A 20,248-nucleotide genomic window follows, 5' to 3' on the forward strand; every position below is an offset into this window, starting at 1 on the left:
TGCGTCTTATACAGCAGATTATAGTGTGTACAACCGAGGCTGCTCTCAGCATCCTCCCTAGAACTGCTTGTCAGACACCGTCCGTCAGCCTAGAGATGATCCTTGCAGCTTATGCGTATTACAGAAAGCCCAATCGTGGTAGCGACGCTACAGGCAGGCATGACGCGTCCAGGCATGCCCGAGCACGATGATGACTTAGCGGTGCAGTCGGCCGAGCCCGCGCTGGCACAGCCGCCTTTATATAAAGTGGTGTTGCACAACGACGACTATACCCCCATGGAGTTTGTCGTCGAAGTGCTGCAGGGTTTTTTCAATATGGATAGCGAAAAAGCCGTACAGGTCATGCTGGCCGTACACACTCAGGGAAAAGCCACGTGCGGCATTTTTACCCGGGATATTGCTGAAACAAAGAGCTATCAAGTGAATGAGTACGCCCGTGAGTGCGAGCACCCATTAATGAGCGATATCGAAGCGGCCGATTGACCCCGTTGACGTAACCTGCGTTGAAAAAAAGTAGCGCAGGGGCTTGCAACCATGCCATTTGTACCCGATGTTGAAAGTGCCGGTCGATTAAACTGATCCGACGCAAGCCCTAGGTGGCGATATGCCCTAGGTAGTAGCGAAAAGGGGACTGCCATGCTGAGCAAAGAACTTGAACTGACCCTGAACACGGCCTTCACCGTGGCTCGCTCGAAGCGCCACGAGTTTATGACCGTCGAGCATCTGCTTCTGGCGCTGCTAGACAATGCTTCTGCGGTGGATGTGCTGAAGGCGTGCGGGGCAAACCTCGACAAGCTGCGGTCCGATCTGCAGGATTTCATCAATTCGACCACACCGCTGATCCCCGAGGGGCAGGGTGACCGTGAAACACAGCCAACGCTGGGCTTCCAACGCGTGCTTCAGCGTGCGGTATTCCATGTTCAATCGTCTGGCAAGAGTGAAGTAACAGGCGCTAACGTGCTAGTAGCGATCTTCTCTGAGCAAGAGAGTCAGGCAGTCTATTTCTTGAAGCAACAGAGTGTGGCACGGGTCGATGCAGTAAATTACATTGCTCACGGCATCTCGAAAGTGTCTGGTCATGGCCCTTCACCCTCTCCCTCTTCTCAAGAAAACGACGATGCAGAAGAGGGCAGTGCCGAAGGTGCCGCTCACCCGCTGACGGGCTATGCCACCAACCTGAACGAGCAGGCGCGCCAGGGTAAAATCGACCCGCTAATTGGTCGTGATCACGAGCTCGAGCGTGTCGTGCAAATCCTGGCCCGTCGTCGTAAGAACAACCCGCTGCTGGTGGGTGAGGCGGGCGTGGGCAAAACCGCCATTGCTGAAGGCCTGGCCAAACGCATCGTCGAAGAAGACGTGCCCGAAGTGATCGCCGATGCGGTGGTCTACTCATTGGACATGGGCGCGCTATTGGCAGGCACCAAATACCGTGGCGATTTCGAAAAGCGCCTCAAGAGCTTGCTGAGCGAGCTGCGCAAACAGCCCAATGCCATCTTGTTCATCGATGAGATTCACACGGTCATTGGCGCGGGCGCTGCCTCGGGCGGCGTAATGGACGCCTCCAATCTGTTGAAACCGCTGCTCTCTTCAGGCGAGCTGCGCTGCATTGGTTCGACCACGTTCCAGGAGTTCCGCGGAATTTTCGAGAAAGACCGCGCCTTGGCACGCCGCTTCCAAAAGGTCGACGTGCTGGCACCGTCCGTTGAGGACACCATCAAGATTCTCAAAGGGCTGCGTTCGCGCTTCGAAGAGCACCACGAACTGAAATACACCGACGGTGCGTTGGAAAGTGCGGCCCGATTGGCGGATCGCTACATCAACGATCGATTCCTGCCCGATAAAGCGATCGACGTGATCGACGAAGCGGGTGCGCATCAGCGGATGCTACCCCCTGAGGTACGCGCTACGACGATCGACGTGGAGCAGGTGGAAGCCGTGGTGGCCTCCATTGCGCGCATTCCGCCGAAGAGCGTCTCAAGTTCGGATCGTAAACAGCTCGAGAAGTTGGACCGCGACCTGAAAATGTTGGTGTTTGGTCAAGACGAAGCGATCGATTCACTGTCGGCGGCCATCAAGCTCTCCCGTGCGGGCCTGAAATCTCCCGATAAGCCCGTGGGCAGTTTCCTGTTCGCAGGCCCGACTGGGGTCGGTAAAACGGAAGTAGCCAAGCAACTTGCGCATATCATGGGCATCGAGCTGGTGCGTTTCGATATGTCGGAGTACATGGAGCGTCACACCGTGTCGCGTTTGATCGGTGCGCCTCCAGGCTATGTGGGGTATGACCAGGGTGGGCTACTGACCGAGGCCGTCACCAAACAGCCGCACTGCGTGCTGCTTCTCGACGAAATCGAAAAAGCGCATCCAGAAGTCTTCAATCTGCTATTGCAGGTCATGGATCACGGTCGTTTGACGGACAACAACGGCCGCGAGGCAGACTTCCGCCATGTGATTTTGATCATGACCTCGAACGCTGGGGCGGAGCAGGCGTCGCGTCGCTCTATCGGTTTCCAGAGCCAGGATCACTCGACGGATGCGATGGAAGTGATTCGTCGGACCTTCTCGCCGGAATTCCGTAACCGCCTGGACGGCATCATTCAATTCCATGCGCTGCCCACGACGGTAGTGCGCAACGTGGTCGACAAGTTCCTGATCGAGCTTCAAGCGCAACTAGACGAGAAGCGCGTGCAGCTGGATGTAGACGACGTCGCCCGGGATTGGCTAGCAGAGAAAGGCTACGACCCGGATATGGGGGCAAGGCCGATGGCTCGCTTGATCCAAGAGAAGCTCAAGAAGCCACTCGCAGAGATGATTCTGTTTGGAGAGCTGGCCGAGCACGGTGGTATCGTACATGTTAGCCTGGAGGAGGGAGAGCTTCATCTTTCGACAGAGTCGGAAATGGCAGATGCGCCCTGAAAAGGGCGCTAAGATGACCGACAAGCAGTAATGCATACTCGCTAGCACGCACAGCGCCCTGTCTTCGACGGGGCGTTGTCGTTTCCAGGGAGCGGCGCCGTCTTTACGCGGTGCTACTAATAGCCGTGGGACGCGATCTGTGAGCAGACGTTGCTTGAGGGCACACTCAAGGCTTAGCGCGAGCGATAAACGATACGGCCTTTGGACAGGTCGTAGGGCGTTAGTTCTACCTTGACCTTGTCGCCAGTCAGAATGCGGATGTAGTTTTTACGCATTTTGCCAGAGATGTGAGCGGTCACGACATGGCCGTTTTCAAGCTCAACCCGGAACATGGTATTGGGAAGGGTGTCAACGATCACGCCTTCCATTTCAATATGATCTTCGCGTGCCATATAGGCAGATCCTCACTTTTAGATATCGTGGATAGTCGAATGAGTGTTTCCGACGGCGTTGGCACAGACCTGCACGCCTAAGAAACAGCGCTATATTGTGCCGTAAGCCTGCCGTCAAGGCAAAAAAGCTGCTCAGATTAGCGAATTAAGGGGCGCCAGTGGCGACCATCGAGCAGCTCGATAGGCGAAAACGCCTGCTTGTATCGCATTTTTCGGCACTCCTCGATCCAGTAGCCAAGGTAAAGGTGGGGAAGCCGTTTCTCTTGGCAAAGCTCGATTAGCTTTAAAATGGCAAACGTGCCCAAGGATCGTTTCTCTAACGCATCATCCACTTTGAAAAACGTATAGATGGCCGATAGTCCATGTTCGAGCTGGTCGAACGCTGCCACGGCCACCAGTTCGTCGTCGAGATACATTTCCAGCAAATGGGCGTAAGGTTCTTCCAGCGTCAAAAAGGTGCGATATTGGTCGCGGCTGGGTGGGAACATATCGCCGTCAGCGTGTCGCTGTCGAATGTAGTCAGCGTAGAGCGCGTAGTGCGAAGCATCGAAGCGCGCTGGGATGACACGCGTTTCGATATCGGCATTGCGCCGCCAGACTTTTCGCTGGGTGCGGTTGGCGCTAAAGTGATCCACCGGAATCCGCACCGATCGACAAGCGTTGCATCCCTCGCAGTGGGGGCGGTATAAGTGGCGCCCGCTGCGTCGGAAACCCAGCAGCGACAGTGAGTCGTACACCCCTGGCACGGGTGACTCCTGGGGGTCAAGAAACAGCGTAGTAGCCTCTTTGCCTGGCAAGTAGCTGCAGGCATGAGGAACGGTTAGGAAGAAGCGCAAATCCCGCACGGGGCGGCGAGGAGCGTTACTACTCACGGCTTGCCTCCTTGATCATGAACGGCGGTCACTGTGCTGTTGCGTTTGAAGCAATGGCTGCAAGCCACGGAGATTCTGGCACCTGGGGCGCTTGAGTCTCAGTGCTGGATAAGCAAAACGCCTTTTCTGGCAGCCACTTCTCAAGATAGTTGATGAACGTTCGCCGGGCGACCGTTGTTGCGCCGAGGCTGGCCAGATGCGGTGTATGCACCTGGCAGTCGATGAGCTTGCCGCCGTAAGTGTGCATGGCGCTTGCCAAGTGGGCGAGGGCAATTTTAGAGGCGTCTGGCTGGCGTGAAAACATCGACTCGCCGAAAAATACCGGCCCCATCGCCAAGCCATAGAGTCCGCCTACCAGCTGGCCCCCATGGTGGACCTCGACACTGTGGGCAATGCCCAATGCATGCAGCCTCTGGTAAGCGTCGCGCATGGAAGGATTGATCCAGGTGCCCAGCTCGTCTTTACGTGGCGCAGCGCACGCTTCGATTACCTGGGCAAAGTGTTGATTCAGCGTCACGCTAAAGCCACTATGTCGCAGCCGTTTAGCAAGGCTGCGGCGTCGTTTAAACTGTTCAGGCAGCAGTATCATGCGTGGATCTGGGCTCCACCATAAAATGGGGTCATCGTCGCTATACCAAGGAAATATCCCTTTTCGGTAAGCGTCTACCAGCCAGGCTGGTGTAAGCTCTCCACCGGCAGCCAACAGGCCGTTAGGGTTCTCCAACGCCTGTTCGGTAGAAGGAAAAGTGGGGTGTGGCGATGAGAGCCAAGGTAGCATCGCTTGCTCCTGTTGCTAGTGGCGTCCGTCGAAGCGCTGTGACGGCGGAAGGATGCTCGGTATGATGCAAACTCGCAAGTGGATTAAAGACACCGTGTGGTGTAAAGGGAGAATCGCTTGAAAGTAAATAAGGCGGTAGACAAGCGAACGCAGCGGCAGTCGCGTCAGTCACCATCGAGTTCTCAATCATCGGCGCGGGTCAATGCCGCGAAGGATAAGGCGCGCCGCGTTGGCCTGCGCTTGCAAGGCTCTGCCCGTGAAGGGGTGGTGGTCGTCATGCTGGCGCTCTGCGTCTTCTTGCTGTTGGCCCTGTTTAGTTACCATCCTGCCGACCCAGGCTGGTCGTACCAAGGCCCCGAAACCGAGGTTCGCAACTGGATGGGGCCCGTGGGTGCTTGGCTGGCCGATGTGCTCTATTCACTGCTGGGTGCAAGTGCCCTATGGTGGCCGGGTATGTTTGGTTACGCCGCCTGGTGGCTGATGCGCTCTCGCCAGGTACGCTTCGAGCTAGACCCAGTGGCCATCGCCGTACGTGCGGGCGGGCTAGTGCTGCTGATGTTCGGCACGACCATGTTGGGGGCACTGCACTTTTACCATCCCGATAGCATTTTGCCCTATGCCTCTGGCGGTATATTGGGAGAGGGGCTGGTGGGCACCTTAAAACCGCTCGTCAGTAGTGGCGGAGTAGGGTTGATCGCTGCAGCGCTCATTCTCATTGGTTTCCCGCTGTTTAGCGGTATGTCTTGGCTGCAAGTGGCCGATGAAGTCGGTCGTAAACTTTGTCGTATCGGCGGTTGGTTTGGCGAGCGCCGTGCCAAGCGGCGTGAAAAGCGTGCCGAACGGGCCGCGGTGCGCGCAGCGGCCAAGGCAGCGTCCAAGAAAGTGAAGCAGCGCTCCTGGGCTGAGCCGAGTGACACGAGTACCGATCCCGTCGATGACGAAGTGGCGACGACCACGCCTCGGGCCAGTGAAGCAATTGAGCCCCCCGTGCGCCCTACCGTCAGTGAGCGCTCACCTGTCGGTCGTCGCGAGCGCCGTGAGCCGAGCTTCTCGGCACCCGCAGAGGATGAGGCGTCGTCGGTCACCGATACGTCGATTCCCTGGGAAGCGGCCGCTGTGCTGAGCGAGCGTCATGCACCGGCCCCTCCCGCGGCTGCCGCATCTCAAGACCCCGAGTTGGAGACAGCGCCTTCTCCGAAGATGACGCCAGAGAAAGACGCGCCTGAAGAGCCGATCATGCCGCTCTCCGCTCACGCTCCGGAGGACGTCCAAGAGCCTGCTCCGGAGCCAGAACCAGAGCCGATACCCTCTATCGCCGATACAGAGGTACCGCTCGAAGCGCTTGAGACATCCTTGCCAAACGCGCACGCATTTGCGACCAAGCCCGTGGATGAGCCAGAGCCTGCCGTGCGTCAGGAAGAGAGTGAGTACTCACCTTTAAGCGCTGGCGAAGAGCAAACGAGCGAGGACGTTGCCCCGACCGTGCCGCTACGCGCGTTACGCAATGAGCCAGAAGAGACCTCGGAATCCATTACGCCCGTTGAGCTGGCTCGCCGTTCAGAGCCAGCACCAGAACCAGAGGTAGCACCCGCCCCCGCTCCTACGACGCTGCGCAGTGACGAAAGCGATCCCGCTTATCGGCCAACGCCGATGTCTGCGGAGTCGCGTCGTGAGCGCGTACCCGAGGTGGTGCCCGAGCCGGTGTGGGATGACGATGACGACGAGCTACCGGTCAAGACCGCCATGCAGGCGCCGGCCAGCGCGCGCCATGAGCCTACGTTCTCGACCGAGTCGGCCGAAGAAGAGTCAGACAATGGACCGACGCTCTGGACCGTCGAACATCTACAGAGTCAGCGTCCGTCGTTTGAAACGCTTCCAGAGCCCGAGGGCGAGGTGCCCAGCCTGCAGCTGCTCACGCCGCCGGAGCCGCATCAGCCGAACTACACGGATGAGCAGCTGGCCGATATGGCGGAACTCCTGGAAGTCAGGTTACGCGAATACGGTGTTAAAGCTGAAGTGGTCGATACGTGGCCGGGGCCGGTCATTACACGTTTCGAGATCAAACCTGCCGCCGGGGTGAAGGTTTCCAAAATCAGTAACCTGGCCAAAGACCTTGCTCGTTCGCTGATGGTCAAGAGCGTGCGTGTGGTCGAGGTCATCCCTGGCCGCCCCACGGTGGGTATCGAAATTCCCAACCCGCATCGCGCAATGATTCGTTTGCGTGAAGTGATCGATTCGGACCGCTACCAGCAGGAGAATTCACCGCTGACGATGGCACTTGGCCAAGATATTGGCGGTGGTCCGGTAGTGGCGAATTTGGGCAAAATGCCCCACCTGTTGGTGGCCGGTACGACCGGTTCGGGTAAGTCGGTGGGGGTCAACGCCATGCTGATCTCCATGCTGCTCAAGGCTACACCCGATGAACTCAAGCTGATCATGGTCGATCCCAAGATGCTGGAGCTGTCGGTGTATGACGGCATACCGCATTTGCTGGCGCCTGTCGTCACCGATATGAAGGAAGCTGCCAATAGCTTGCGTTGGTGTGTGGCTGAAATGGAGCGCCGTTACAAGCTGATGGCCGCCATGGGCGTGCGTAACATCGCCGGGTTTAACGCGCGCCTCGATGAAGCCGAACGTGCCGGTGCCCAGGTGGCCGACCCGCTATGGGAGCCCCAGCCCTGGGAAATGCATCAAACGCCTCCAGTGCTGGAAAAGCTGCCCTATATCGTAGTGGTCATCGATGAGTTTGCCGATATGTTCATGATCGTCGGCAAAAAGGTCGAAGAGCTGATCGCGCGGCTGGCGCAGAAAGCGCGGGCTGCCGGTATCCATCTGATTCTGGCTACTCAGCGCCCGTCGGTGGATGTGGTGACCGGCCTGATCAAGGCGAACATTCCGTCACGGATGGCGTTCCAGGTCTCCTCGCGGATCGATTCGCGCACCATTCTCGACCAGGGCGGTGCCGAAAGTCTGTTGGGTCATGGCGATATGCTCTACTTGCCCGCGGGCTCCGGTCCACCGAATCGTGTCCATGGTGCCTTCGTGGACGACGATGAAGTCCACCGGGTGGTCGATGACTGGAAGCGTCGAGGCGAGCCGGAGTACATCGAAGAGATTCTTTCCGGCGGCGTATCTGCCGATGCGCTAACCGGGCTCGAAGCGGAAGGCGTCGATGGCGATGATGCCGAACAGGACGCGCTCTATGACGAAGCGGTGCAGTTCGTTACTGAAACGCGAAAAGCGTCGATTTCTGCCGTACAGCGGCGCTTCAAGATCGGTTATAACCGGGCCGCACGTCTGGTCGAGGCCATGGAAGGGGCCGGGGTGGTCTCCTCCATGGGTACCAACGGTGCCCGCGAGGTGCTGGCGCCGCCGCCGGTGGGCCATTAACACGTCAACCATGCAATAAGCGTGAAAGTCGCGCCGCCGGTGAAACCCTGCGGCGCGTTTCGCGTCTGAGGGGCATACGGAGCTTTTTACGCTCTTTGCCTCGTCCGCTATTCGGCAATGAATGCCTAGGGAGAAAGAACATGCGCGAACCCTCTAACCGCCGCTCACCGGCATTGGCACTGGCCGCCAGTGCGCTGGGATTGACTTTTGCTGCCCCTATGACTGCCTGGGCCAACGAGGCGGCAGAGCGGCTCACCGAGCGCTTGGATCCGTTGGAAAACTACCACGCCACCTTCGAGCAGCAGATTCTCGATGGCAGCGGTGATCGTTTGCAGAGCGCACGTGGGGAAATGTGGCTGTCGCGGCCCGGCATGCTGCGCTGGGAAGTCGAGGCACCTTATTCGCAAACCGTGGTCTCCGATGGTGAGGAGGTGTATCTCTACGATCCTGACTTGGAGCAGGTCACGGTACAGGCGATGGATGACCGTGTGACCCATACGCCCGCGCTGTTGTTATCAGGCAGCGCCGATGAATTGACGGCAAGTTACGATGTGTTCTACGAGCAGCAGGATGGCGACGATGTCTTTACCTTGATGCCGACGCTGGCCGATACGCTGTTCGAGGAGCTCAGCATGGTCTTCGACGGCGATACTCTCACCGAGCTCTGGATGATGGACAGTACCGGTCAGCGCACTGCCATCACCTTTAGCGGCATCACTCGCAATGGCACTATCGACCGCGATCTGTTCGATTTCCAGATCCCCGAAGGTACGGACGTGATTCGCGAAGAGATGTAGAGGGTGAATCAGTAGATTACGATCGGGCGCTCTAAGGCGCCCGATCTGCTTCTTGGTCGCGCTCTTCCCGCCACGCCATGATTTCCCCGAACCGTTTCTCCTGGCCAAACGGGCTCGGCTCGTAGAAGCGTGTTTTGGGCACGTCTTCTGGCCAGCAGTCGTGGGCGCTGCCTGCTGGATATCCGTTTGGCTCGTTGTGAGCGTAGCGATAGCCTTCACCATGGCCGAGCTGCTCCATGAGCTTGGTTGGTGCGTTACGTAGGTAAGTGGGCACTTCCACCTGAGGCTGCTGCTGAACGAACTGCTGGGCGCTCTTCCAGGCGCGGTCTATACGGTTACTTTTTGGAGCGACAGCCAAATGGATCGCGGCATGGGCAATCGCGCGCTGGCCCTCGTAATCGCCCAATCGCAAATAGGCATCCCAGGCAGCAATCACTAGCGGTAGCGCGCGAGGGTCGGCATTGCCGACGTCCTCCGAAGCGATGGCTGTCAAACGTCTTACTATATCCAGCGGGTCGCCGCCGCCTTGGATGAAGCGCGCCATGTAGAGGAGCGCGGCATCGGGACGAGAGGAGCGAATCGATTTATGAATCGCCGAAAGCAGGTCGTAATACGCATCGCCCTGTTTATCGAACGCGCTGGTGTGATGACCCACCACGTCCGCCAGTACTGCCTGACGTAACACCTCACGACCACTCTGTTGTTCTGTGAAATCGCAGGCGGTTTCCAGTAGCCCCAAGGCTCGCCGAGCATCGCCGGCACTGGCGTGGGCCAACGCGTCCAATACACCGGTCTCTACCTCGATGGCACGCTTGCCAAGTCCCCGCTCGGTATCGGCAAGCGCTTGCTCCATGACCTCGACCAGCTCTTGCTGGGTCAATGACTTCAGGACATACACGCGTGCTCGGGAGAGCAGGGCCGAGTTGACTTCGAAAGAGGGGTTTTCGGTGGTAGCGCCGATCAGCGTCAAAAGACCAGACTCCACGTGGGGCAGCAGTGCATCCTGCTGGCTCTTGTTCAGGCGGTGGATCTCATCTAAAAAGAGAAGCGTTGGCGCGGTGCGCTGACGAGCGCGCTCTACGACCGTTCGTATCTCTTTGACGCCAGCCATCACTGCACTCAGGTGCTCGAGCTGCGCGTTGGATGCACGTGCTAGGAGCTCAGCAAGCGTGGTCTTACCAACGCCGGGTGGTCCCCATAAAATCATCGAGCGCACCACGCCTGATTCGGCCATGCGACGTAGAGGTTTGTCAGGCCCGACGAGTGCTTGTTGACCGATATAGTCGTCCAGGGTCAACGGGCGCATACGATAGGCCAGCGGCGCGTCGTCACCCGGGGTTGCGTCAAAAAGATCCATATAAACTTCCGTTGTAAATCGAGACGTTGAACAACCAATGCTTAACAAGTGTCTGTGGTAAAAGAGGTTACGTCAGGCTACCTTTTGGCATGACCGTAAAGAAGCGCCCATGTGATTGAATATCGCGGAGGCGCAGGACAAGGATTAACGCTAGTGTAGTAGAACCCAGCTCATGATCGCGTGCTGACTGCAGTAGAAAGCAGCCAGCATGACACTCACTAAGGAGACGGCACGATGTTAAACCAACTGCGTCTAGATCATGCCAACATGGCGCGAATGCTCCATGTGCTGCAGCTCAAGCAAAAAACCTTGGCTAGCGGAGAACGGCCTGACTTTCAGCTGATGCGCGAAGTGGTGGACTATATCCTGTCTTACATGGAGGGGTTCGCAACGCCGTTAGAGCGTATTTGTGTCGAGCGGTTGCAGGTGCAGGCCCCTGAACACTTGCCACTCATGGAGCAAATGGCCAGCGATTATCGTGAGCTCAAGCCTCGCTTGATGCGCCTTTCCCATGATATTGACATGATCCTCATGGACAACATTCTGCCGATGGACCGCTTTGCCGACGACCTCAAAGCGTACTTGGAGGCGCATCGCGGCTATCTGCGTCATGAACGTGAGGGGCTTTTCCCGTTGATCGACAAACATTTCACCCCAGATGATCTGGAGGAGCTACGCCAAGCCCTGCCCGAAGAGGCGGAAAAAGAGTTAGAGCGACTTCAGCTTGCCTATCCAGAGTTATACGCCGAGCTGCGCGGCGCCGACGTACCTGCTCTGTAATCTCAGCATGTGACACCTTCAGTGCCGAACGGGGCGTGTTAAACTAGCGCCCCTTTTTTATGGGCGGCTGAAACGTCACGCTAACGCGTGATAACAAACGTCACCGGCGTTGATCAACGCGGTATTTCAATAGAACGGATGGGCAGGTGAGGGGTAATGGCAGGGCCAATACTGATTTTCGATTCTGGCGTGGGCGGGCTTTCCGTCGCCCATGCGCTGCGTCAACACTACCCTTCGGCGGCTCTCTGTTACGCTTGCGATAACGCTTGGTTACCCTACGGACTGCGCGACGACGCAACGCTTGCTGCGCGTATCGTGACGGTGTGCCAAGCGGCGGTGCGCGCCTGTCAGGCTAGCGTGCTGGTCGTGGCGTGTAACACCGCGAGCACCCTGGCACTTGAGAAGCTGCGTCAAGCGCTTTCGATACCGGTCGTGGGCACCGTGCCAGCGATCAAGTCGGCGGCCAAGCTGAGTGCCACGCGTCATATTGGTTTGCTGGCGACGGCGGCCACGGTGAACCGTCCCTACACACAAGGATTGATCGACAGCTTTGCCAGCGACTGTGTGGTTACCCGGGTCGCTGCGGGCGATTTGGTGACCGCGGCCGAGGCCTGGCTGGGGGGAGCGCCCTTTGACGTGGAACGCATGCGTCAGGTGCTGGCACCGCTATGGCAAGCCACCCAGACCCAACCGGCGTTAGATACCGTGGTGTTAGGCTGCACCCATTTTCCGCTTTTGCAGCCACAGCTAGCATCGCTGGCACCGGTGCCTATCACTTGGGTCGATTCTGGCGATGCCATTGCGCGACGGGTCGGCCAGGTTGCCACCGCGCTCGTTAGCCACACCGTCGATGACCGCTGCTTTACGACTGCCCCCGCGATCGCATTGACCGATGGCTTTGCCCGCTACGGTTTTCAGCCAGCGCAACCGCTCGAATTGCCCAACGCCCGCTAGGCTGCCAACGAGCAGCGCATCTTCCAAGACGTTCACCATGAGTAGAGAGGAGCCACCTTGGCGATCCCGACTGTAGACCCAGCACATTACGATGAGCAGCTGGCCGATAAGCAAGCCTACGTGGCCACCACCTTCGCCGCGTTCGATACGCCTGAACTGGAGGTGTATCCCTCGCCGCCGAGTCACTATCGTCAACGCTGCGAGTTTCGTATCTGGCATGAAGCGGACGATCTGTTCTATGCCATGTTCGAGGTCGACCCAGAGAATCCTAAAAACAAGCGGGTGGTACGCCTCGACCAGTTTCCTGTGGCTAGTGCCCAGATCAACGCGTTGATGCCCCAACTGCGAGAGGCGTTTTTAGCTAGCGATGAGCTGCGTCGCCGTCTGTTTCAGGTGGAGTTTCTGACCACACTCTCTGGTCAAGCGCTGGTAACGCTGATCTATCACCGCCCGCTGGGTGATGCCTGGGAGGCGGAAGCCCGTGCGCTAGAGCGCGCGCTGGGTATCATGATTATTGGTCGTTCTCGCAAGCAGCGCCTCGTGCTCACCCAGGACCATGTATGGGAGAAGCTCACGGTAGATGGCCGCACGCTGCACTATCAGCAGGTGGAAAACAGTTTTACCCAGCCCAACGCGCATATCTGTCAAACCATGCTGAGCTGGGCCAAAGAGGTCACGCAAGGTCGTCAGGACGAGGATTTGGTGGAGCTCTACTGCGGCAACGGCAACTTCACGATCGCTCTGGCCGACAATTTCCGCCGCGTACTGGCCACTGAAATTTCGCGCACCTCGGTAGCCAGCGCCAACGTCAATCTCGATGCCAACGGTGTGACCAATGCTCACGTAGCGCGTATGTCGGCGGAAGAGTTTTCGTTGGCCCTGAAAGGCGAGAAGGCGGGCCGCCGCGTGGCCGACATGGCCCTCGACGAGTACGACTTCACGACCGTGCTGGTCGACCCACCTCGGGCGGGACTGGATGAGCAGAGCTGCCATCAAGTCAGCGAATACGCTCAAATCGTCTATATTTCATGCAACCCGGTCACACTGGCCGAAAATTTAGCGCTGCTGACCAAGACCCATGACATCGAGCGATTCGCCCTATTTGACCAGTTTCCGTTTACCCACCACTGTGAATGTGGCGTGCTGCTGACCCGTCGACAGCCTTGAGCGCACTCACATGAGACGCGTGGAACTTGTCAATAGTGCTTATGATGCACAAGCGGTATACACCATGAATAACCTGTCAGATGGTTAGGGTGGCGATGATGGGTAGCGTAAGCTAATGGGTAGTGTGGCCTAAAGGCCTATTGTCCTTCGTTTTTTTGGCCTAAGTAGTGGCCCCAGGCAGTCGAGGTGATGGATGCATTACGTTGCGATCGAAGAGAGTCGGCGGGATCTTTTAAAGCAGCTACAAGAGCGCTTGGAAGCGCGACTGGAGCCAGCGCGGGCGGCCGATATCGAAGCCTTTGCGCGCCACTTTTATGCCACGGTGCCGGTGGAAGACTTGGTCGACCGTCGTTTAGACGACCTGTACGGTGCGACGCTGTCCATCTGGCAGTTCCTCCAGCACCATGATCCGAAAAGCCCTAAAGTACGCATTTTCAACCCGGATTTCGAAGAGCATGGCTGGCAGTCTACCCACACCTTCGTGGCGGTGCTGCATGAAGACATGCCGTTTTTGGTCGATTCCGTGCGCATCGAACTCAACCGTCGCGGCCTAACGGTACACGCCATTCAAAACGCCGTGTTCGCCGTGGCCCGTGATAGCCAGCATCAGCTGAAGGCGCTCACCTCTCCCAAAGATGAGAATGCACCGGACGCCCGTGAATCGCTGATCGTCATCGAAGTCGATCGCCACACCGATGCCGAATCCCTGGCAAAAATCGAGCGTAATCTGCACGAAGTGCTGCGGGACGTGCGTACCGCCGTGGGCGATTTCGATGCCATGTGCGGTCAAATTACCTCCGCCATTCAAGAGCTGGAAAAAAATTGCCCGCCGCAGATCGACCCGGATGACCATGAAGAAGCCATCGCTTTCCTAGAGTGGTTGCTGAAAGATAACTTCACCTTCCTGGGCTACGATGAGTACCTGCTAGAAGGCAACGAGCTGCAGCGTGATCCCAACAGCGTGCTGGGTGTGTTCCGGTTGGACCAGCCGCGCTACCGCGAGCGAATCCGCACCGAAGAGGGTGTCGATGAGCACAATGACTATGTGCTGGTGCCGCAGCTGCTCTCGTTCGCCAAAAGCGCCCACCACTCCCGCGTGCACCGACCCACGTATCCAGATTACATCACCGTCGACCGCTACGACGATGACGGCAACGTCATTGGCGAACGCCGCTTCTTTGGCCTATTCACCGCCACGGTGTACAACGAGTCGCCGCGCAACATTCCGCTGCTGCGTCGTAAACTCAAGGCCGTGATGGATATCGCTGGCTTCAATCCCCAGGGCCACAACGGCAAGCAGCTGTTGCAGGTGCTGGAAGTCTACCCACGCGATGACCTATTCCAGATCAGTACCGAATCCCTAGCCAGCACCGCACTGGGTATTCTCAACATCCGTGAGCGCCGTCAGGTGCGGCTATTCATCCGCGCCGATGTCAGCGGTAAGTTCTATTCCTGCCTGGTGTTCGTGCCGCGTGATGTGTTCTCGACCGATCTACGCCAGCGCATTCAGGGCATGCTCTGCGACGAGTTGGACGCGCACTTCGGCGACTTCAACACCTACTTATCCGAGTCGGTGCTGGCGCGTATCCAATTGATCCTGCGCTTCAACGGCGACGCCCCGAGCCAATACGATCTCAAACGCCTGGAGAGTAAAGTCGCTCGCCTAGCCCGCAGCTGGCGCGACGATCTGCAGGCGGCGATGATCGAAGGCTTCGGGGAAGAGCGTGCCAATCATCTGATCGATCAGTTCCACGACGCGTTCTCCGCCAGCTACCGGGAAGATTTCAACGCTCGCACGGCCGTGTTCGATGTCCAGCATCTGCTGAATTTGGATAACGGCGACGATCTCTCTCTGTCGCTTTATCGCCCCCTGGAAGAGCAGGCGGGCGGCATGAACCTGAAGCTGTTCCACCGCGAATCGCAAATTCCACTCTCCGACGTGCTGCCGATGATGGAAAACCTTGGCCTGCGCGTGATTGGCGAGCGCCCCTACGACATCAACGCACCACAGCAGCGCTACTGGATTCACGATTTCGAACTGGAACACAGCCGTGAAGGCGTCAACCTGAGCGAAATGCGCGACACCTTCAGCGAAGCGTTCAAGCGTATTTGGGCAGGCGAGGCCGATAACGACGCCTTCAACCGCCTGATCATCGGCGCAGGGCTCGACTGGCGCGAAGTGGCCATGCTGCGCGGCTATGCCCGCTATTTGAAGCAGATTCGCTTCGGTATGTCTCAGGATTACATTGCCGCAACGCTGGCGAACTACCCGGCCATTACCCAGACCCTGGTGGAGTTGTTCCGCCTGCGTTTCGACCCGGCCCAGCAGCCCAGCAACGTCGATGACTGCCTTACGCGACTCAACGAGCACTTAGAAGGCGTTGCCAGCCTCAACGATGACCAACTGCTGCGCCGCTTCATGGAGCTGATTCAGGGCACGCTGCGCACCAACTACTACCAGACCACCGACGGTGGCCGCTTCAAGGATTACATCGCCTACAAGTTGGAGCCGTCGAAAGTCACCGGAATGCCCAAGCCGCGCCCGGCGTTCGAGATCTTCGTCTGCTCGCCGCGTGTCGAAGGCGTTCACTTGCGCGGTGGTAAAGTGGCCCGTGGTGGCCTGCGCTGGTCGGATCGTCTCGAGGATTTCCGTACCGAAGTGCTGGGCCTCGTCAAAGCGCAGCAGGTGAAAAACGCGGTCATCGTGCCTGTCGGCGCGAAGGGCGGCTTCGTATGTAAGCGCATGCCGGAAAACGCCGACCGCGAAACCCAACAGAAGGAAGGGATCGCCTGCTACCAAATCTTCATTCGTGCGCTATTGGACGTCACCGACAACTTGGTGGGTGGCGAGGTAGTGCCGCCGCAAAGCGTCGTGCGTCACGATGAAGACGACACCTACTTGGTGGTAGCCGCCGATAAAGGCACCGCTACTTTCTCGGACATCGCCAACGCGATTTCCATCGAGTATGGCCACTGGTTGGGTGACGCCTTTGCTTCCGGTGGTGCCAACGGCTACGACCACAAGAAGATGGCAATCACCGCTCGCGGCGCGTGGGAATCCGTGAAGCGTCACTTCAAGAACCTGGGCGTTAATACCCAGGAAGACCTGTTTACCGTGGTGGGTATCGGAGACATGGCGGGGGACGTGTTCGGTAACGGTATGCTCCTTTCCGATAAGATCCAATTGGTGGGCGCCTTCAACCACCTGCACATCTTCGTCGACCCGAACCCGGATGCCGCAGCGGCCTTTGCCGAGCGCAAACGCCTGTTCGATCTGCCGCGCTCCAGCTGGGAAGATTACAGCAGCGAACTGATCTCCCAAGGGGGTGGGGTGTTCAGCCGCAGCGCCAAGTCGATCACCATCACGCCGGAAATGCAGCAAGCGTTTGGGATTGAAGAGGCTCGCCTGTCGCCCAACGACCTGATTCGCGCCATGCTCAAAGCGAAGGTCGATCTGATTTGGAACGGCGGCATCGGTACTTACGTGAAGAGTTCTGAAGAGACCGATGCGGATGTGGGCGACAAAGCCAACGATGCGCTGCGTATCAACGGTAAAGAATTGAACTGCCGCGTGGTCGGCGAGGGCGGTAACCTGGGCCTGACCCAGCGTGGCCGGATGGAAGCCGCCGCCAACGGGGTACGCGTCTACACCGACTTTATCGACAACGCGGGCGGCGTGAACTGCTCGGATCACGAGGTCAACATCAAAATCTTGATCGATGAAGTGGTCAAGCGTGGCGATATGACCGACAAGCAGCGTAACCAGCTGCTGGCCGACATGACCGAAGAGGTCGCCGACCTGGTGATTCTGGATAACTACCGCCAGACCCAGGCACTGGACCTGTCGGAGATCTTGTCTCACCAGGGCATGGGGCCGTACCGTCGCTTCATCAGCGAGCTGGAGTCCGCCGGTCAAATCGACCGCGAGCTCGAGTTCCTGCCCGCCGATGACGTGCTCACAGAGCGCGCCAGCAACAATCAGGGCATGCGCTTACCGGAACTGTCGGTGCTGATCTCCTACGCCAAGAGCACCCTGAAGGGCGACCTGATCAACTCCGACGTGCCCGACGATCTGTATATCCACCGTCATCTAGAGCGTCTGTTCCCGGCCGTGCTCACCGAACGCTACCAGAACGAGATGTACGACCACCGTCTAAAGCGTGAAATCGTCGCCACCCAGGTGGCCAACGATCTCGTTGATCACATGGGCATCGTCTTCGTGCGTCGCCTGATGGATTCGACCGGCGCTGGCCGTGCGGACATTGCCCGCGCCTACGTGGTGGCCCGCGATGCCTTCAATCTGCCGTCGCTGTGGGCGCAGATCGAAGCGCTGGATAACCAAGTGCCCAGCCGTGTGCAGTACTCCATGATGCTGGATTTGATGCGCATGATCCGCCGCGCCACGCGCTGGTTCCTGCGTCAGCACCTGGGGCTCTCGACCCAGGACACCATCGAGTACTTCGGCCCACGCTTGGCGCAGTTGCAGGAGGGCATTGGCGAGCTGCTCAGCGGTGAAGAGCAGGCCGTATGGCGCCAGCGCTGTGATGAATTGCTGGAAGCTGGCGTGCCGGAAGCACTGGCCGCCACCGTGGCTGCCGCGCCGAGTCTCTACGCTGGCCTGGGCATCATTCAAGCCGCGCGGATCACCAACGAGAAGCCGCAACGGGTGGCCGAGGTGTTCTATGAAATCGGCAGCCGCTTAGAGCTACCATGGATGATCCAGCAGGTTACCCACCTGGAGGTCCGCGATGCCTGGCAGGCCCAGGCGAGAGAAACCTTCCGCGACGACATCGACCGTCAGCAGCTGGCGCTCACTACCAGCGTTCTGAAGCTAGAAGCCGGCAGCCGTGACACCCAAGAGCGGGTAGCCCAGTGGCTAGAGCAGCATGCCGAGCTACACCGCCGCTGGTGCCGCCTGATCGACGAAGTGCGCGGTGGCAGTGAAGGAGGGTTTGCACTGTTCGCCGTGGCCGTGCGTGAACTGGTCGACCTGGCCGAGAGCGACAGCGAAGCGTAAACCGAAGCGCATGCTCAACGGCACGCTGCACGCTCGGTAGGAAGCCGCGCCCTGGGGGACCAGGACGCGGCTTTTTTCATCCTGCGAAGCCTGGGCGATGTGCGCTATACTGCGCCCGCCCCGCACGTCGCCCACCGATTAGGAGAGTCTTACCGATGTACCCCATTGCCCGCTCGCTGCTGTTTCGCTTGGATCCCGAAACCACCCATGGCATGGCGCTGAACGCGCTCGACGCGTTGCACAAAGTGGGCGGTATTCAGCGACTGTATGGCAAGCCGGTGAGCGACCCGGTCGAACTCATGGGGCTGCGTTTCCCTAACCGTATTGGGCTGGCGGCCGGGCTGGATAAAAACGCCGACCACTTGGATGCGCTGGGCGAGCTAGGATTTGGCTTTGTGGAGGTCGGCACCGTAACACCCAAGGCGCAGCCGGGAAATCCAAAACCGCGTCTCTTTCGATTGGCCGACCACGAGGCGATCATCAACCGCTTCGGGTTCAACAACAAAGGGGTGGCACATCTCGTCGCGCAGGTCAAAAAACGTCACTACAACGGCATCGTCGGCATCAATATCGGTAAGAATTTGACCACGTCGGTTGAGAACGCCCTGGATGACTACCTATTATGCCTCGATGCGGTACATGGCGCGGCGGACTACATAGCGGTGAATATCTCGTCGCCCAATACACCGGGGCTACGCACGCTGCAGTTTGGCGAACAGCTAGATGCCCTGTTGGGGCCGATTCGCGCCAAAAGCCGCGAGTTGGATGCTCAGGCAGGTCGCAGGGTGCCTCTGCTGGTGAAAATCGCACCAGACATGAGCGAAGAGGAGGTCGCGCTGGTGGCTGGCAGTATCGCACGCAACGAGCTGGACGGCGTGATTGCGACCAATACCACCGTCTCCCGGGAGGCCGTGCAGAACGACCCGCAAGCACAAGAAGCCGGCGGGCTCTCCGGTAAGCCGGTGTTCGAGGCGTCCAATACGGTCATTCGTCTACTGCGCAAGCACCTGCCGACGCTGCCGATCATTGGCGTGGGTGGCATCGATAGTGGTGAAGCGGCCCGGGCGAAAATGGCGGCCGGTGCGGATCTTGTGCAGCTCTATTCGGGATTGATCTACCAAGGGCCTGGGCTAGTGAAGCAGTGTGCCGAGGCGCTCAAGCAAATCGGTTGAAAAAGCCGCAGATAGGCGATAAAAAGCCCGCTTTGCAGCGGGCTCCGTCTCCTAATGTTTGAGTAAAAGGTAAATAAATTAGGTCATGACCATGGGGTTTTTATGAATACCGGAGACGCCGATCATTCCGTCCCACTGGTCACCACGACCTTCACGCCAACCGCTCATCCAATATTCGCGTAAATTGACATCTTGACTGGGGCAATCATCACGGGAGCGACCCATGATGCCCGCTTTGTAGCCGTGAACATAAGCCCGTTGGAAGCGATCACGTTTTTGTCGTTTCATTGGCTAACCTCTTTGCATGAAAGCCTTTGATAAGAAGCAGGTCACAAGGCAACGTAGTAACAACAGGCCCATAGGCGTGCTTTACCCAGATTGCCAACACCACTTCGAGAAGTGACTTCAAGTTCAAGAGTGAGCTGCTGCCTCAGCGCTAATGCCTAGCACTCACGTGCTGAACGGAAGAAGCGGCAAGCTCAGACAAGCCAAGGATCATTACCGGCGTTTAGAAACAGACACGATAAAGACCCTGACAAGCAACGCATGCGTTTTTAGTAGCTACCCTCTTATTGTTAGACCATGATGGGGTCACTTGTCGACCATCAAATTGTCATAAGACATACATTCATTTGCCATATACAGGAATATCGCGCGGT

General features: G+C 58.2%; 14 protein-coding genes. 9 read left to right on the top strand and 5 right to left on the bottom strand.

The genetic code is table 11. The annotated features are described in order from the left end of the window. The first annotated feature begins 174 nt into the window (after positions 1–174). Both clpS and clpA read left to right on the top strand, forming a co-directional pair. Positions 175–483 carry an ATP-dependent Clp protease adapter ClpS gene (gene clpS / locus FHJ80_RS02535; protein WP_044627932.1) on the top strand — a complete coding sequence of 103 codons (309 nt, stop codon included), beginning with the start codon at positions 175–177 and terminating at the stop codon, positions 481–483. A gap of 153 nt (positions 484–636) precedes the next feature. After that, complete coding sequence (gene clpA, locus FHJ80_RS02540; protein ID WP_139525473.1) at positions 637–2,913, top strand: ATP-dependent Clp protease ATP-binding subunit ClpA; 2,277 nt, start codon at positions 637–639, stop codon at positions 2,911–2,913. 173 nt (positions 2,914–3,086) lie between these two features. Here clpA and infA read toward each other — a convergent pair whose 3' ends face one another. The 3 genes from infA to aat form a co-directional block, all read right to left on the bottom strand. Then, positions 3,087–3,305 carry a translation initiation factor IF-1 gene (infA, locus tag FHJ80_RS02545; RefSeq protein WP_007111068.1) on the bottom strand — a complete coding sequence of 73 codons (219 nt, stop codon included), beginning with the start codon at positions 3,303–3,305 and terminating at the stop codon, positions 3,087–3,089. A 137-nt stretch (positions 3,306–3,442) separates the two neighbouring features. Then, the gene (locus FHJ80_RS02550; protein ID WP_139525474.1) at positions 3,443–4,177 is read right to left on the bottom strand and encodes an arginyltransferase; all 735 of its coding nucleotides are present in this window, start codon (positions 4,175–4,177) and stop codon (positions 3,443–3,445) included. Positions 4,178–4,205: 28 nt separating this feature from the next. Further along, positions 4,206–4,955 carry a leucyl/phenylalanyl-tRNA--protein transferase gene (gene aat / locus FHJ80_RS02555; protein WP_139525475.1) on the bottom strand — a complete coding sequence of 250 codons (750 nt, stop codon included), beginning with the start codon at positions 4,953–4,955 and terminating at the stop codon, positions 4,206–4,208. Positions 4,956–5,072: 117 nt separating this feature from the next. Here aat and FHJ80_RS02560 point away from each other — a divergent pair, with 117 nt between their 5' ends. Further along, a complete protein-coding gene (locus FHJ80_RS02560; protein WP_139525476.1) occupies positions 5,073–8,345 on the top strand; it encodes a DNA translocase FtsK in 3,273 nt (1,090 codons plus the stop codon). Positions 8,346–8,485: 140 nt separating this feature from the next. Continuing rightward, positions 8,486–9,142 (top strand): outer membrane lipoprotein chaperone LolA, encoded by a 657-nt coding sequence (gene lolA, locus FHJ80_RS02565; protein WP_139525477.1) that lies wholly within the window; start codon positions 8,486–8,488, stop codon positions 9,140–9,142. A gap of 31 nt (positions 9,143–9,173) precedes the next feature. On the opposite strand, the gene FHJ80_RS02570 is transcribed toward lolA, so the two are convergent. Then, positions 9,174–10,499 (bottom strand): replication-associated recombination protein A, encoded by a 1,326-nt coding sequence (locus tag FHJ80_RS02570; protein ID WP_139525478.1) that lies wholly within the window; start codon positions 10,497–10,499, stop codon positions 9,174–9,176. Positions 10,500–10,733: 234 nt separating this feature from the next. On the opposite strand from FHJ80_RS02570, the gene FHJ80_RS02575 reads away from it, so the two are divergent. The 5 genes from FHJ80_RS02575 (at position 10,734) to FHJ80_RS02595 (ending at position 19,589) form a co-directional block, all read left to right on the top strand. After that, positions 10,734–11,279, top strand: a complete 546-nt coding sequence (locus FHJ80_RS02575; protein WP_139525479.1) for a hemerythrin domain-containing protein — start codon at positions 10,734–10,736, stop codon at positions 11,277–11,279. Between the two features lie 156 nt (positions 11,280–11,435). Continuing rightward, on the top strand, positions 11,436–12,233 hold the full coding sequence (gene murI, locus FHJ80_RS02580; protein WP_139525480.1) for a glutamate racemase: 798 nt from the start codon (positions 11,436–11,438) through the stop codon (positions 12,231–12,233). Positions 12,234–12,290: 57 nt separating this feature from the next. Further along, a complete protein-coding gene (gene trmA, locus FHJ80_RS02585; RefSeq protein ID WP_139525481.1) occupies positions 12,291–13,400 on the top strand; it encodes a tRNA (uridine(54)-C5)-methyltransferase TrmA in 1,110 nt (369 codons plus the stop codon). Positions 13,401–13,593: 193 nt separating this feature from the next. Continuing rightward, complete coding sequence (locus FHJ80_RS02590) at positions 13,594–18,417, top strand: NAD-glutamate dehydrogenase (RefSeq protein ID WP_139525482.1); 4,824 nt, start codon at positions 13,594–13,596, stop codon at positions 18,415–18,417. Between the two features lie 155 nt (positions 18,418–18,572). Next, a complete protein-coding gene (locus tag FHJ80_RS02595) occupies positions 18,573–19,589 on the top strand; it encodes a quinone-dependent dihydroorotate dehydrogenase (protein ID WP_139525483.1) in 1,017 nt (338 codons plus the stop codon). Positions 19,590–19,667: 78 nt separating this feature from the next. Here the strand turns inward: FHJ80_RS02595 and rmf are convergent, their stop codons facing one another. Further along, complete coding sequence (rmf, locus tag FHJ80_RS02600) at positions 19,668–19,877, bottom strand: ribosome modulation factor (protein WP_139525484.1); 210 nt, start codon at positions 19,875–19,877, stop codon at positions 19,668–19,670. Positions 19,878–20,248: the final 371 nt, after the last annotated feature.

Source organism: Halomonas sp. BL6 (genome assembly GCF_006228115.1).
GTDB lineage: Bacteria > Pseudomonadota > Gammaproteobacteria > Pseudomonadales > Halomonadaceae > Vreelandella > Vreelandella piezotolerans.

Excerpts from the sequence above, each read along its gene's own strand:
- FHJ80_RS02575 (WP_139525479.1), top strand. The coding sequence starts at position 10,734 with ATGTTAAACCAACTGCGTCTAGATCATGCCAACATGGCGCGAATGCTC.
- aat (WP_139525475.1), bottom strand. The coding sequence starts at position 4,955 with ATGCTACCTTGGCTCTCATCGCCACACCCCACTTTTCCTTCTACCGAA.
- FHJ80_RS02595 (WP_139525483.1), top strand. The coding sequence starts at position 18,573 with ATGTACCCCATTGCCCGCTCGCTGCTGTTTCGCTTGGATCCCGAAACC.
- infA (WP_007111068.1), bottom strand. The coding sequence starts at position 3,305 with ATGGCACGCGAAGATCATATTGAAATGGAAGGCGTGATCGTTGACACC.
- FHJ80_RS02590 (WP_139525482.1), top strand. The coding sequence starts at position 13,594 with ATGCATTACGTTGCGATCGAAGAGAGTCGGCGGGATCTTTTAAAGCAG.
- FHJ80_RS02570 (WP_139525478.1), bottom strand. The coding sequence starts at position 10,499 with ATGGATCTTTTTGACGCAACCCCGGGTGACGACGCGCCGCTGGCCTAT.
- clpS (WP_044627932.1), top strand. The coding sequence starts at position 175 with ATGCCCGAGCACGATGATGACTTAGCGGTGCAGTCGGCCGAGCCCGCG.
- murI (WP_139525480.1), top strand. The coding sequence starts at position 11,436 with ATGGCAGGGCCAATACTGATTTTCGATTCTGGCGTGGGCGGGCTTTCC.
- clpA (WP_139525473.1), top strand. The coding sequence starts at position 637 with ATGCTGAGCAAAGAACTTGAACTGACCCTGAACACGGCCTTCACCGTG.
- lolA (WP_139525477.1), top strand. The coding sequence starts at position 8,486 with ATGCGCGAACCCTCTAACCGCCGCTCACCGGCATTGGCACTGGCCGCC.
- rmf (WP_139525484.1), bottom strand. The coding sequence starts at position 19,877 with ATGAAACGACAAAAACGTGATCGCTTCCAACGGGCTTATGTTCACGGC.